The following is a 13,225-nucleotide window of genomic DNA, read 5'->3' as shown; positions in this document are numbered from 1 at the left end:
CCTATGGCACCTTCTGCCCCTTTTATTGGCGACCAGCGCGGCCCTTTTGATCTGGCATTAAAAGGTGGTTCCGTTGTGCTGCCTGATGGCACAGTGGAAACCACTGTTTATGTGAAAGACGGCACCATTACCGCCATTGGCGGGCAGGCTGATGCCGCCCGCACCATAGACTGCACGGGCCTGACCATTCTGCCGGGCGTTATAGATACGCAGGTTCATTTCCGTGAACCGGGTGCAGAGGAAAACGAAAACCTCGAATCCGGTAGTCGTGCTGCTGTGCTGGGCGGGGTAACGGGCGTGTTTGAAATGCCCAACACCAAACCCACCACCTCTACGCCAGAAGCAGTGGCAGACAAGCTGGCACGCGCAAAAGGCCGCATGTGGTGCGAACACGCCTTTTACGTGGGCGCTACGGTTGATAACGCCGACCAATGCGGTGAACTGGAAACACTACCGGGCACTGCTGGCATCAAGGTGTTTATGGGCTCTTCCACCGGCAGTCTGCTGGTTTCGGAAGACAGTATGCTGGAACGCGTGCTGAAATCTGGTCAGCGCCGCGTGGCTATTCATGCCGAAGATGAAACTCGGCTAAAAGAACGCATGGCGGAACGGATTGAAGGAGATCCTTCATCCCACCCCGTTTGGCGGGATGATGAAACAGCCCTGCGTGCCACCACACGTGTGCTGCATCTGGCCCGCAAAACCGGGCGGCGCGTGCATGTGCTGCACATCACCACCCCTGCTGAACTGGCCCTCATTGCCCAGCACCGCGATGTGGCAAGCTGTGAACTTACCCCCCAGCATCTGACACTGGCGGGGGAAGAAGCCTATCCCCGCCTCGGCACCTTTGCGCAGATGAATCCGCCAATCCGTTCTGGTGCACATCGTGATGGCCTGTGGCATTGGGTATCCCAAGGCTTGCCAGATGTGATTGGGTCTGACCACGCACCCCATAGCAAGGAAGCCAAAGCCCGCACCTATCCGGCCTCTCCCTCTGGTATGCCGGGCGTGCAAACGCTTCTGCCCCTTATGCTCAACCATGTTGCGCACCATCGGCTCACACTGCGCCGCTTGGTGGATTTAACATCCGCTGGCCCACAGCGTCTGTTTGGCTTGGTGCGTAAAGGCCGCATTGCCGTTGGGTATGATGCAGACTTCACGATTGTGGATCTGAAAGCCCAGTGGACGATCAAGGAAGAATGGTTGGCCTCACGCTGCGGGTGGTCTCCTTTTACAGGGAACACCATTACTGGCCGCCCTGTTGGCACCATTATCCGCGGTCATCAGGTGATGTGGGAAGGCACATTGGCAGACAAAGCCATTGGCGAGCCTTTCCGTTTTGATGCCACAGACAGGCCTGCAGGCTAAACCTCCGGCGCAGCCATTCAGCGCATAGCAAAAACCCCTTCCACCGTATTGGTGGAAGGGGTTTTGTTTTTATGGTGCTATACGTTTGTAAAAATCAGGGAAAGCTGGACCGTTTATAGGGGTAACGGTCAACCATCATCCGCAAAGGCGCAAACTCCTTGTTGGAAAATGACCTGTAATGCACCTGTGAGCCATCCGGGTTTTCAACAAACACGGTAGAGTTCCAATCTGCGGCACTGATACCTGTCCAAAGTGTGAGCACCAGTGCTTCCTTGCCTTGGGCATCATTCAACACCATGCGGGCATCGCCCGATGATGGCGGCGTACGTGTTAACGGCCCCCAGCCACCTTTGTTATCCTTAAACCAGTCATTCACCGCTTTTACTTCATCCGGGCTTAGAGCACGTGTGCGGTGCATGGGACCAACATCCAAAGTGCCGCTGGCTACTTGCGGAAAGGAAACCGGCTTCAGGTTAGGTAGCGCCACTTTCCAGATCAGCGCTGCCGTACTGAGCGTAAAAATAAAAAAGCCAATAATAAAAGCCGTCTCTTTCCGCATTATCTGTATCTTTCTCTTACCCGCGCACCGCTGCAATAACGCGGGCTACTTCTTCATCAGTCAGTTCCGGGTGGATTGGCAGCGCCAAAATCCGCTGTGCCAGATCTTCAGAAACAGGCAGCGCCGTACCATCATGATGATCACGGTAGGCTGGCTGTTTATGCAGCGGCAGCGGATAGTAAATGGCTGAAGGCACACCTTGCTCTTTCAGGCGGGCCTGCATCTGCTCACGCTCGGCACTGTTTTTCAGCAATACGGAATAAATGGCCCACGCGCTCTGGCTGTCTGGCACACGTGCAGGCACCTGCACCACATCTTTCAGACCTGCATCGTACTGGCAGGCAATTTCCTCACGCCGCGTCAGTTCTCGTGCAAAATCATCCAGCTTGGCCAGCAACACAGCGGCTTGCAGGGTATCCAACCGCCCATTCATACCGGTGCGCAAAACCTCATACCGGGTTGTGCCTTCGCCATGCGTACGCAGGGAACGATAAAGAGCAGCGCGTTCCGGGTCATCCGTGAGAATGGCGCCGCCATCTCCGTACCCACCCAAAGGCTTGGACGGAAAGAAGGAAAGCGTTGTTGCTGTGGCTTCCCGCCCCAAAGGCGCACCATTCAGCTTTGCCCCAAAGGATTGTGCGCAATCTGCCAACAGAAAAAGATCTTCTTCCTGCGCAATGGTGCGCAAATCTGCCCACGGTGCAGGCTGGCCGAACAGATCCACCCCAACAATGGCGCGGGGCTTCAATTTACCTGCTTCTCGCACAGCACGAATACGGCTGCGCAGATGCTCTGGGTCAATCTGGAAAGTGTTTGGGTCAACATCTACAAAAACGGGCGTGGCACCCAAAACCAAAGGCACTTCTGCCGTGGCGGTATAGGTAAACGCTGGCAGGAACACAGCATCACCCCGGCCAATCTGCTCCCCCATCATCACAATCTGCAAGGCATCTGTGCCGGAGGAAACACCCACGCATTCCTGCGCACCGCACCACTGGGCCAAACGCTGTTCCAGTTCCTGAACTTCTGGCCCCATTACAAAGCGACAATGCGCCAGAACAGCCTCCAGCCGCTGCCGCAATGCGGGCTCCAGCCGTTTTTGCTGGGCTGCGAGATCAAGAAAAGCGATAGGCCTGTTTTGTGAACTGTTCATAATGCCACCTGCTCATTGCCATCGGCCTGCGCCTGTCCGCTGTGTACAACACCCGCAGCCATAGCACCAGACGCCGCAGATTCCGGCGCCAGGGCACGCACCTCTCCCGCTGGGTTATGATCGAATTCCGGCACCAGCAATGCCAGAATACGCAAAGCAGCCTGCACATCACCTTCTCGCGCATAGGCCGTAATCTGATCCACCGCCTGGCGTATCTGCTCCAGATCCACCAACCGAGGTGTGGCCATCAGTAAGCCGGGTTCATCGGTTGGCACCGGGGCTTCCCGACCGTGAAACAGTTCTTCATACAGTTTTTCACCGGGCCGCAGACCCGTGAAACGGATGGTTACATCTTCATCAGGACGCAAACCGGCCATATGGATCATCTGCCGGGCCAGATCTACAATACGGACGGGTTCGCCCATATCCAGCACAAAAATACCACCATGCCGCAGCAGGTCATCTGTGCCAGAACCATCGGTATGGCGCATGCCGCGCACGCTGGCTTGCAGCACTAACCCCACAGCTTCTGGCACTGTCATAAAATACCGGCGCATTTCCGGGTGTGTGACTGTAAGCGGGCCACCGCGTTCTAGCTGCCGACGGAACAGAGGAACCACAGAACCGGTAGACCCCAGCACATTGCCAAAGCGCACGGTAACACACCGCATGGCATCAGACTTACCCGATGCACGGGCACGTACATCCAGCGCCTGACAGTACATTTCTGCCGCGCGCTTGGATGCCCCCATCAGGCTGGACGGATTTACCGCCTTGTCTGTTGAAATCACCACCATGGCCTGCGCCCCATGGCGGGATGCTGTATCCGCCACAACGCGTGTACCATGCACATTGGTTAGCAACCCTTCTGCCGGGTTTGCCTCTACAATTGGTACATGCTTCAGGGCGGCAGCATGAAACACCAGTTCTGGGCGGAAACGGGCCATTACCTCATCTAGCCGGGCTTCATCTCGCACATCGGCTACAACCACTTCACGCGGCACATGGGGGGCACAATCTGCCAATTCTACATCTATCTGCCACAGTTCAAACTCACCATGGTCGAGCAGGATAAGGCGTTCAGGGCCTAACAGGGCAATCTGCCGCACCAGTTCTGAACCAATGGTGCCACCGGCCCCCGTAACCAGAACTGTGTGGTTACCCACAAGCCGCTCCATACCTTCGCGGTCCAATGGCACTTGCGGGCGGTTGAGCAGATCTTCCAGCGGCACGGGGCGCAACTGCACACGTTCTGCTGGGGTAAGATCTGTTAAAGCGGGCGTGCGCAATACCGAGATACCATGCACAGCCGCAGCATCCAGAACATTTGTCAGGGCACGACCACGGAAAGAAGGATCTGTCACCACCAAGGATTCGGGCAGTACGTTGTTTTTTGCCAGCCGGTCTAAAATAGCTCCAATATCTTCTACGTGCCCAAGAATGGGCACGTTATGGATGCGCCGACCTGCTTGATGCGTGCCCAAAGCCACAAGCCCGACAACACGAATCCCGGCTTCCGGGTTGCGCTCCAACGCACGCAAATACAGATCAGCAACCGTATCTGCCCCTATCAACACCACACGCCGCAAATTGGCGCGGCGGAGGGCTATTCTGTGCGCCAAGCGGTACCCAACACGCAGCCCGCCCAACATCACCAGCAGAACCAGCGCATAAATAATGGGAAAGGTCAGACTGGGTAGCGGAAAGCCCACAGCCACAAGCCCGCATGAAAACAGTACGGAACTGGCAATAGAGGCCCCAGCAATACCCAAAAGATCTGAAACGCCCGAAAACCGCCAGTACTGTTGCGGCATACGAAATGGCACCCCGCTGACAAGCAGCGTGATAGCCCCTCCAACCAGAAACCAGAGTGGATGCAGCAACCCATCTTGCGGGGCTGCCAACCACCGTGCCAGAGGTGCTGCCAAGGCTGCCAATACGCCATCCAACAGGATATTTACGGCTATCCTGTTTACAGGGCGCAGGCGCGGATTACGGTGCAGGGGCTGAGAGTGTTGTGATGCCATTATCTTGCACCTATAGCGTAGCACCTGCCATCCTAGAAGCGGCTCAACCGGACGACTGTCTTTTCATGTCTTTTTCTTTTTCCTGTGTGGCAATTTTTTGCCTGTTAGGTGCTTGCATTCTTTCAGCCTGCCTTGTGCGGGGTATGATCGGGCTTGCCGTTATGGATACACCGGGGCACCGCAGCGCCCATGATACGCCTACACCCAAAGGGGGCGGCATAGGCGTAATGCTTGCTTTTGCAGGTGTTTTGCCGGTTCTTATGTCTGTTACTGGCCAGCCACTTTTGTCTTTCTCAGCCTGCGCGTTGGCTGCTGCCACCTTGTTGCTGTGCGCTGTTTCGTGGCTGGATGATATTTACCAATGGTCTCCGGCTATTAAATTTGCAGCGCAATGTGCCGCAGCCTGCATAATTGTAGCTGGAGGCATTACTCTGCCTTGGCCCACACCGGTTATTGGGGCTGCTCTTTCCATATTGTGGCTGATATTTATCACCAATGCCGTCAACTTTATGGATGGGTTAAACGGACTGATTTCTGGCTGTTTATGTGTTGCAGCACTATGTCTGGCCGGAGCCGCCACTTATCTGGGCGTGCCGGCCTTACGCTGGCCTGCATTGCTCATGGCTTATTGTCTGGCAGGTTTTCTACCTTTCAATTTCCCCAATGCGCGTATTTTTCTGGGTGATGTAGGAAGCCAAGGGTGTGGCTTATTAGCTGGAGCCGCAGCCCTGTATATCGCGGCACATTCTCCACTGCCCTCTGGATGGGTTGTTGGGCCTGCACTGCTATTTCCGTTGATTTATGATGTTATTTTTACGCTTATTCGCCGCAAATTGGCCGGACATTCCTTGGTACAAGCGCATCGTGGGCATTTATATCAGGTGTTACACCGGAGCGGCATATACGCCCCTGCCCTTTCCATTATGGAATGGGCCTTCACGCTTTGGGGGATGATGGTAAGCTGTTTTGTAGCCCCCATGCCGGTTGTGGCGGGAAGTATAACGGCTTTTATACTTGTGTGTGTGCCCCAACTTGTATGGACAGGCTTTGCCATTTTACGCACGCGCCAACACCCTGTTGGCGCGTGGTAAATATAGCTTTATTTTTCCAACGTTAGGGTCAAACCCTGTGCAGAACCGGCAAGCCGAGCACCCTGAGAAATGGTTTCGATCTTGATGCGCACACCGTTCTTGTTTTCCAGAACAGCACCGCCCAAGCCTTGGCCCAGCGTTGCTTCGCCATGAGCAGCGCCATAGGTGCCATTAAAATCTGACAAACGATGCAGATTATAAACGGTACCTTTGCCTTCAATTTTGGAATAGCCAACGGCAGCAATTGTGCCACCGGTAATGGAAAACTTATAAGTTTTTCCGCCGTAACGCAGCCTGCCACCACCCCATGTATAGCCTACACCAATATCGGCTGATCTTGCCGTAATGGTAACCGTAGCTGTGGGCGAGCCCATAGCATCTTCAGCATGGGCAACAGGAATAAAACTAGCTGATGCCGCAAGCGCTGCTGCAGCAAAGAATGAAGAAAATCGCATGAAACGTTCCTTTCTTCTTGTTGGTCAGGCTGAAAAATCAGCCTGCTGCTTTAATATATAAAACAGCAGGCTTTTCAGAAAACCGTGAAGAAAAAACGTTTACTGCCTACAAAAGTTTCAAACTGGACGAAGCAGCTAGAACTCAGGCAGCCATCACACGGCGCACACGACGGGCGGCGGGTTCACGCTCTGCAGAACGCTGGGCCTTGCGGGCTGCGTTTTCTACAGTTTCACCCATAATGGTGCGAATTTCCTTCAGGTAAGCAGCACCTTTAGGTGTACGCTGTACCAGCACGGAACGACGATCCAGCGGATCAACCTTACGGCGTGCCAGATCCAGTTCACTCAGCCGGTCCAAAGCACGTGTAATGGCGGGCTTGGAAACATTCAAGCTGGCAGCCAAACCACGTACGGTATGGCCAGTTTCATCCAGATAGCACGTCAAAAACACTGCCAGTTGGCGAGCGGATAAATCTGGAGCATCTCCACGCACCAAAGACACAATCGTATCGCGCAGAGTTTTGGCCAGATCCTCTGTTTTTTCTGCTGCCTGAGGCATAAGCTTCACTTTCCTTTTGCTGCACGCTTTTCCTGATCTCTCAGGATAAAGCGACATGTTCCCGCTTCCTGTTACGGAACGAATCCCCTTGGGATTTCATATAGGAGGCGAAACGACTCTTTTAAAGTATTAATAAAAACATATTGTCTCTTCTTTTATGACACCTTTGTGGCAGCGGCATTTTGTTCTTCACAAAAAAGGTTCGTAATAGCTTTAAAAATGGTCCGAACCCCAGGAGAATCCCCACCTTTTGGCCGTCCTGGGCGAGAGCTGTCATTCCAGGCATAACTGTCGATATGCACCCAGCGCTGATCTGGATTTACAAATCGTTCAAGAAATAATCCGGCAGTAATCGCACCTGCCATAGGTCTTGATGAAATATTACTAATATCTGCAACAGAACTTCCTAGCCATTCCTTATACCCCTGCCACAAGGGCAAGCGCCACATGGGGTCTGCTTCCTGCTGCCCGGCTTCCAAAAATGCCATGGCAACAGCTTCGTCATTACACAACAAGGCGGGTAAATCTGGCCCCAGCGCCACACGCGCAGCGCCTGTTAGGGTTGCAACATCTAACAACAGATCAGGTTTCTGTTCCCCGGCTTCGTGCAGCAAATCACACAAAACCAGACGGCCTTCTGCATCTGTATTGCCAATTTCCACTGTAAGGCCAGAACGGCTGCGCACCACATCCAACGGGCGCATGGCATGGCCGGACACACTGTTTTCCACACACCCCAGACGCACTTCCAACCTTACGGGCAAATCCTGCGTCATAATCAAGCGGGCAAGAGCCAAAACAGTTGCCGCCCCACCCATATCTTTTTTCATGCGTAGCATGCCGCTAGAGGGCTTGAGATCGTAACCCCCACTATCAAAGCACACGCCCTTACCCACCAAAGAAATCAGCGGTGCTTTTTTATCTGCCGTACTGCCCTGCCACTGCGCCACCACCACGCGTGGGCCGCGGTCTGATCCATTCCCCACATGCGCCAGTAAAGGATAGGCTTTATCCAGCGCAGCACCCTTTATGACGTCCATATGGGCACCAAATTCCTTGAGCACCGTTTTGGCTGCACGTGCCAGATCTGATGGCCCCAACAAATTTGCGGGCGTATTGATCAGATCACGCGCAAGCCAAATGGAACGCGCCATTTCCGATGCCACGCTTGCACGTTCCTGCGCCGTGACCACCAGCCGTGTTGTGGGTTTTTTGGCGGATGCAGATTTCAGCCCATACTGATACGCCCCAAGGCAGAAACCCAAAATGACATCATGCCGCGCAATGTCATCCGGCGCTTCTACCCGCCAATCTCCTGCGGGCAGGTCTTGTGCCAGCACCCCGAAAACAAATGGGTCCACCACACCTTGTTCGGGCACTCCAAATAATGCTGTTGGCACCCCATTTGTATCTGGCACCATTACCAGCTGGCCCGGACGCGCCTTAAAGCCGCAACTTTCTGCAAAAGCCGCTGCTTGCTCCCCTATCCATGAGCCCAAAACTGCCTGATCCGAAGGGCGAACAGCATGAACAGTGCGCACCTTGCTTCCTCGACGGGACACAACCAGACAATCGGCTTCACGAACAGGCATGACATTTCTCCCTTCGCTTTCAGGCAAATGGCCTGTCAGCATATTTTGGTTTGTAAGGATAATGGCATCTGATGGCTTGCTTTTCCACACGCAGCAGCAGACGATGTTTGCATGATGGTTTCTTCCCGCCGTATGGCTGCTGCCGCTCATCACGCATCTATGCCGGACGATGCTCCCGTGCGGGCCATTCTGGGGCCCACCAACACCGGAAAAACACATCTGGCGCTAGAACGGATGCTGGCCCATTCCTCTGGTATGATCGGCTTTCCGCTGCGGCTGCTGGCGCGTGAAAACTACGAACGCATGGTCAAGCTTAAGGGTGTGCGCTCTGTTGGGCTGATTACGGGTGAAGAAAAAATCATCCCACCGCAGGCACGCTGGTTTTCCTGCACGGTAGAGGCCATGCCATCTGACCGTAAGGTAGAATTTGTAGCCGTAGATGAAATTCAGCTGTGTGCGGACCCGGAACGAGGCCATGTTTTTACAGACCGGCTTTTGAATGCGCGCGGGCAGTCTGAAACGCTCTTTCTGGGCGCAGAAACCATCGCGCCACTGCTGAAAACCCTGATCCGCGACATAGAAATAGACACACGCCCGCGCCTTTCCAACCTGACATATACAGGGCACATGCGCCTATCACGCCTGCCAGCGCGTACGGCCATTGTGGCTTTTTCCATGGCCGAAGTGTACGCCATTGCAGAACTCATCCGCCGCAAACGCGGGGGGTGTGCTGTGGTGATGGGGCAGCTTTCCCCACGTACCCGCAATGCGCAGGTAGCCCTCTACCAAAACCGGGAAGTGGATTATCTGGTAGCAACCGATGCCATTGGCATGGGGTTGAATATGGATATTCGGCACATTGCCTTTGCCAATATCTGCAAATTTGATGGTTACAGAAACCGGCTGCTTACCCCGGCGGAAGCCGCACAGATTGCAGGCCGCGCAGGCCGCGGCACGCAGGACGGTACTTTTGGCACAACTGGGGAATGTCCTGCCTTTCCCGAAGGAATGGTGGAGGCCATAGAAACCCACCATTTTGAACCGCTGCCGTTTTTGTGGTGGCGTAACAGCAAGCTCAATTTTACGTCTCCCAGCACACTTTATGCCAGCTTGTGCCAAAAGCCCCCTGACCGCTGCCTGAAATCTGCCGCTCCAGCATCTGATCTCTTGGCACTCTCTGCGCTGATGCAGAATGCCACAGTGCAAAAACTGGCCCACACACCTGCGCGCACTCAGCTATTGTGGGAGGTGTGCCAGATTCCAGATTTTCGCAAACTGGGAGAAGACAGCCACATCCGGTTGTGTGAGCAAATTTTCATTCTTCTTGCCCAAAAAGGGCACCTACCTTCTGCTTGGATGAAATCTCGCCTTGCCAATTTGGAGCAATTGGAAGGGGATATTGATGTTCTGATGCAGCGCCTTATGGGTATTCGCACGTGGTCTTACGTTTCTGCCAGACCGGATTGGGTGGAAAACGCTGCACATTGGCGTAACCATACCCTAAGGCTGGAAGATGCTCTTTCTGATGTATTACATGAACGTCTGACAACGCGCTTTGTAGATAAACGCGCGGCAAGCTTGGCACGACGCCTGGAAGAAGCAGACACCACCCCTTTGCTTTCAGCCATTACGCGGACGGGAGAAGTAAGTGTAGAAGGGCATGCTGTAGGCCATATGCGGGGCTTTAGCTTTATACCAGACCCCGAAGCTGCGCAGTCTGACCAGAAATTGATTCTTAAAGCAGCGCGCAGAGCAGCACGTAACCAGATTCCCCATCGTGTTGCGCAGTTCCTACAGGCACCAGACACCGAAATAACGCTGAACCTGCAAAGTGGCGCACTCAATTGGCAGGAAGATACGATTGCGCGTTTGCAAGCCGGGACAGATGTGCTGCACCCAGTTATTGAAGTGCGCGAGGCAGAATTTCTGGAACCCGGTCAGAAAGAAAAAATCCGGCAACGGCTGGCTACCTTTGTGAACGCATACATCCACAAAGAGCTAGCACCGCTCTTTCGGGCAGAAAAAGCAGTTGCAGATCAACCGTTACTCCGCGGCATGGTGCATATGCTGGTAGAAAGCGGTGGCGTGGCGGAGGTGCCGCACCTTTCCACCCTGCCTGCATCTGCCAGACACATACTGAAGCGCCTTCAGATCACCCAGCAAAAAAATACGGTGTTCTGTAGTAAAATGATGCGCCCTGGCGCCATGGCTTTGCGCGCGCTTTTGCTCAGCCTGCACTCTGGCATTGTATTGCCAGAACTTCCACGCTCAGGTGCCGTTTCTGCGCCTTTACCCGCCAAGCTAACAGCGGCTCAAAAATCTCTGCTTATGCAACTTGGGTGGATTATTTCCGAAGGCACCTTAATCCGACTCGATATTGCTGCTGCGCTGTATGCAGAATCTGTTTCCCTGATTGCACACGGATCACGGCAGATTCCGAATTTCTTTGCCTCTCGGTTAGGGGTGAAAAAGGCTATTCTTCCGGGCATTTTGCGCAGCCTTGGGTTACATGTGCAAAAACCCCAGATTTTACCGGATACACACGCAGGACCACCCGCCCCTTTTCTAATTATCCCCCGGAAAACTGTAAAAAATCGGAAACACTCAAAAAAGCGTACAGGGAAAGTTCCGTCAGAAAAATATAACCACAACAGTCCCTTTGCTGTGCTGGCAACGCTTCGGCAACACCCCTAACCCTAGCTCTGCTGTAAAAAGAAAGCTGCCCTCCTTACACAGGCGGGTTGCCATCAGGCCAAAAGCGCCTCATATCTGCGCCATCCTTGGTGGCAGGCTTCTATATAACGGTACTGCCATCTGACCCCACGCGGTGAGAGCCCCTCCTCCACCGCCAGATATTTTCGGAGATGGCAATGACCTACGTGGTCACTGAAAACTGCATCCGCTGCAAATTCATGGACTGTGTGGAAGTCTGCCCCGTTGACTGCTTCTACGCTGGTGAAAACTTTCTGGTCATCAACCCAGATGAATGCATTGACTGCGGCGTGTGTGAGCCTGAATGCCCCGCCGAAGCCATTTTCCCTGATAGCGACGACCGTGCAGCAGCGTGGGCAGAAATCAACGCAAAATACGCCACCCAGTGGCCAAACATTACACGCAAGGGCACGCCCCCGGCCGATGCGGAAGAATGGAAAGACAAGCCTAACAAAACAGAGCTGCTTTCCCCCAACCCGCAGAAAGACTGAACACCCTTATTTACTTGGGTTTAAAAGAATGGTGTCGGCCCTAGGCTGGCACCATTTTTTTATGCCCAGAACCTAACACGCACGCTTCAGCTTGGATGTTCCACACTTCATTCAAAGCCCACATCGTGGCAGAGAACAGTGGATACCAGTTGCCTTGCATAGGTTCGCCAAAAAGACATAGCCCATAAAAAAAAGCCCCTGTAGCCATTATAGCTACAGGGGCTTTCTTCAGCTTGCTTTCCCACCGCCACTTAACGTGGCGGTAGAAACCTCACCATATTAGCGGGACATCATGTGCAGCGCGGTGTTGTTCATAATGAACACCGAACCAACAATCAGGATGGCCACGAAAGCAACGGTGAAAACAAAGCACATGTTGTTCCAGCGCTGTTCGGAGTCTCCGCCCATGTGCAGGAAGTAGTGCAGATGCACCAGAACCTGAACCAGAGCGAGAGCTGAAATAGCAGCCAGAGTGCCGGCTGGCGAAAGGCTATGGCTCATCACCACGCCAAACGACAGGACCGTCAGGACAACGGCAAGAACAAACCCGATAATGTAAGAAGATACGCTACCGTGGCTCTCGCCTGAGGAGGATGTATGCGGATTGCTCATCAGATCATGCTCGCCAGATAGACATAGGTGAAAACGCAGATCCAGACGATATCCAGGAAGTGCCAGAACAGGCTCAGGCAGGTGAGCTTATTCATCATACGTTCCGGAATTTCAGTCGTACCCATCAGCTGAGCGATCAGGGTAACAATCCAGATCAGACCACACGTGACATGCAGACCGTGAGTAGACACCAGCGTAAAGAACGCAGACAGGAATGCACTGCGATCCGGACCGGCGCCTTCTGCGATCATGTGCGCAAATTCACGCAGTTCCAGCCCCACAAAGCCAAGGCCAAGCAGGAAGGTAACGCCAAGCCAAAGGATAACCTTGGAAACCTGGCTCTTATGGGCGGCAATCATGCCGAACCCATAAGTGATGGACGAAACCAGCAGGAGGGCTGTTTCCAGCCCAAGCCCACCGAATTCGAACAGTTCGTGGCCGGTTGGGCCACCGTTAAACTGGTTACGCAGAACTGCAAACACGGCAAAAAGCGTGCCGAAGATAATGCAGTCCGTCATCAGATAGACCCAGAACCCGAACACCACCGGAGATTCGTGGTGATGTTCGTCGTGGCCTGCGGTCTGAACAGTTGTGTTCTGTGCCATG

The 13,225-nt window shown here is 53.9% G+C and carries 12 protein-coding genes; 4 read left to right on the top strand and 8 right to left on the bottom strand.

The genetic code is table 11. The features are described from left to right. Positions 1–3 precede the first annotated feature (3 nt). Positions 4–1,368 (top strand): dihydroorotase, encoded by a 1,365-nt coding sequence (locus EOV40_RS00745; RefSeq protein ID WP_128104759.1) that lies wholly within the window; start codon positions 4–6, stop codon positions 1,366–1,368. Between the two features lie 94 nt (positions 1,369–1,462). Here the strand turns inward: EOV40_RS00745 and EOV40_RS00740 are convergent, their stop codons facing one another. The 3 genes from EOV40_RS00740 to EOV40_RS00730 are packed head-to-tail and all read right to left on the bottom strand — an operon-like array spanning position 1,463 to position 5,107. Then, on the bottom strand, positions 1,463–1,927 hold the full coding sequence (locus tag EOV40_RS00740; RefSeq protein WP_003629813.1) for a hypothetical protein: 465 nt from the start codon (positions 1,925–1,927) through the stop codon (positions 1,463–1,465). Positions 1,928–1,943: 16 nt separating this feature from the next. Continuing rightward, a complete protein-coding gene (locus EOV40_RS00735; protein ID WP_128104758.1) occupies positions 1,944–3,080 on the bottom strand; it encodes a DegT/DnrJ/EryC1/StrS family aminotransferase in 1,137 nt (378 codons plus the stop codon). Next, entirely contained in the window at positions 3,077–5,107 is a 2,031-nt protein-coding gene (locus EOV40_RS00730) for a polysaccharide biosynthesis protein (RefSeq protein WP_128104757.1), read from the bottom strand. Before EOV40_RS00730 ends, EOV40_RS00735 begins: the two co-directional genes overlap by 4 nt. Between EOV40_RS00730 and EOV40_RS00725 the strand changes: the two genes are divergently transcribed. Next, a complete protein-coding gene (locus tag EOV40_RS00725) occupies positions 5,101–6,198 on the top strand; it encodes an MraY family glycosyltransferase (RefSeq protein ID WP_128106167.1) in 1,098 nt (365 codons plus the stop codon). The genes EOV40_RS00730 and EOV40_RS00725 overlap by 7 nt on opposite strands. Positions 6,199–6,206: 8 nt before the next feature. Here EOV40_RS00725 and EOV40_RS00720 read toward each other — a convergent pair whose 3' ends face one another. The 3 genes from EOV40_RS00720 to EOV40_RS00710 all read right to left on the bottom strand — a co-directional run bounded on the left by EOV40_RS00720 (position 6,207) and on the right by EOV40_RS00710 (position 8,954). Beyond that, a complete protein-coding gene (locus EOV40_RS00720; RefSeq protein ID WP_003629818.1) occupies positions 6,207–6,653 on the bottom strand; it encodes a hypothetical protein in 447 nt (148 codons plus the stop codon). A 142-nt stretch (positions 6,654–6,795) separates the two neighbouring features. Next, positions 6,796–7,269: a MarR family transcriptional regulator gene (locus tag EOV40_RS00715; protein ID WP_208729219.1), complete on the bottom strand. Its 474-nt coding sequence runs from the start codon at positions 7,267–7,269 to the stop codon at positions 6,796–6,798. Between the two features lie 98 nt (positions 7,270–7,367). Further along, positions 7,368–8,954, bottom strand: coding sequence for a leucyl aminopeptidase family protein (locus tag EOV40_RS00710; RefSeq protein WP_128104756.1), 1,587 nt, complete (start codon positions 8,952–8,954; stop codon positions 7,368–7,370). Positions 8,955–8,963: 9 nt separating this feature from the next. On the opposite strand from EOV40_RS00710, the gene EOV40_RS00705 reads away from it, so the two are divergent. Beyond that, positions 8,964–11,498: a helicase-related protein gene (locus tag EOV40_RS00705; RefSeq protein ID WP_208729293.1), complete on the top strand. Its 2,535-nt coding sequence runs from the start codon at positions 8,964–8,966 to the stop codon at positions 11,496–11,498. Positions 11,499–11,674: 176 nt separating this feature from the next. Beyond that, positions 11,675–12,007, top strand: coding sequence for a ferredoxin FdxA (gene fdxA / locus EOV40_RS00700; protein WP_012812302.1), 333 nt, complete (start codon positions 11,675–11,677; stop codon positions 12,005–12,007). A gap of 279 nt (positions 12,008–12,286) precedes the next feature. Here the strand turns inward: fdxA and cyoD are convergent, their stop codons facing one another. Next, positions 12,287–12,619 carry a cytochrome o ubiquinol oxidase subunit IV gene (gene cyoD, locus EOV40_RS00690; protein WP_050819001.1) on the bottom strand — a complete coding sequence of 111 codons (333 nt, stop codon included), beginning with the start codon at positions 12,617–12,619 and terminating at the stop codon, positions 12,287–12,289. Next, positions 12,619–13,224: a cytochrome o ubiquinol oxidase subunit III gene (gene cyoC / locus EOV40_RS00685; protein ID WP_003629826.1), complete on the bottom strand. Its 606-nt coding sequence runs from the start codon at positions 13,222–13,224 to the stop codon at positions 12,619–12,621. Before cyoC ends, cyoD begins: the two co-directional genes overlap by 1 nt. Position 13,225: the final 1 nt, after the last annotated feature.

The sequence above is a fragment of the Acetobacter oryzoeni genome (genome assembly GCF_004014775.2).
GTDB lineage: Bacteria > Pseudomonadota > Alphaproteobacteria > Acetobacterales > Acetobacteraceae > Acetobacter > Acetobacter oryzoeni.
The sequence above is the reverse complement of the archived record's forward strand: the minus strand, read 5'-3'. Positions and strand labels throughout refer to the sequence as shown.

Excerpts from the sequence above, each read along its gene's own strand:
- EOV40_RS00745 (WP_128104759.1), top strand. The coding sequence starts at position 4 with ATGGCACCTTCTGCCCCTTTTATTGGCGACCAGCGCGGCCCTTTTGAT.
- EOV40_RS00740 (WP_003629813.1), bottom strand. The coding sequence starts at position 1,927 with ATGCGGAAAGAGACGGCTTTTATTATTGGCTTTTTTATTTTTACGCTC.
- EOV40_RS00735 (WP_128104758.1), bottom strand. The coding sequence starts at position 3,080 with ATGAACAGTTCACAAAACAGGCCTATCGCTTTTCTTGATCTCGCAGCC.
- EOV40_RS00725 (WP_128106167.1), top strand. The coding sequence starts at position 5,101 with ATGCCATTATCTTGCACCTATAGCGTAGCACCTGCCATCCTAGAAGCG.
- EOV40_RS00730 (WP_128104757.1), bottom strand. The coding sequence starts at position 5,107 with ATGGCATCACAACACTCTCAGCCCCTGCACCGTAATCCGCGCCTGCGC.
- EOV40_RS00720 (WP_003629818.1), bottom strand. The coding sequence starts at position 6,653 with ATGCGATTTTCTTCATTCTTTGCTGCAGCAGCGCTTGCGGCATCAGCT.
- EOV40_RS00715 (WP_208729219.1), bottom strand. The coding sequence starts at position 7,269 with ATGTCGCTTTATCCTGAGAGATCAGGAAAAGCGTGCAGCAAAAGGAAA.
- EOV40_RS00710 (WP_128104756.1), bottom strand. The coding sequence starts at position 8,954 with ATGAGCGGCAGCAGCCATACGGCGGGAAGAAACCATCATGCAAACATC.
- EOV40_RS00705 (WP_208729293.1), top strand. The coding sequence starts at position 8,964 with ATGCCGGACGATGCTCCCGTGCGGGCCATTCTGGGGCCCACCAACACC.
- fdxA (WP_012812302.1), top strand. The coding sequence starts at position 11,675 with ATGACCTACGTGGTCACTGAAAACTGCATCCGCTGCAAATTCATGGAC.
- cyoD (WP_050819001.1), bottom strand. The coding sequence starts at position 12,619 with ATGAGCAATCCGCATACATCCTCCTCAGGCGAGAGCCACGGTAGCGTA.
- cyoC (WP_003629826.1), bottom strand. The coding sequence starts at position 13,224 with ATGGCACAGAACACAACTGTTCAGACCGCAGGCCACGACGAACATCAC.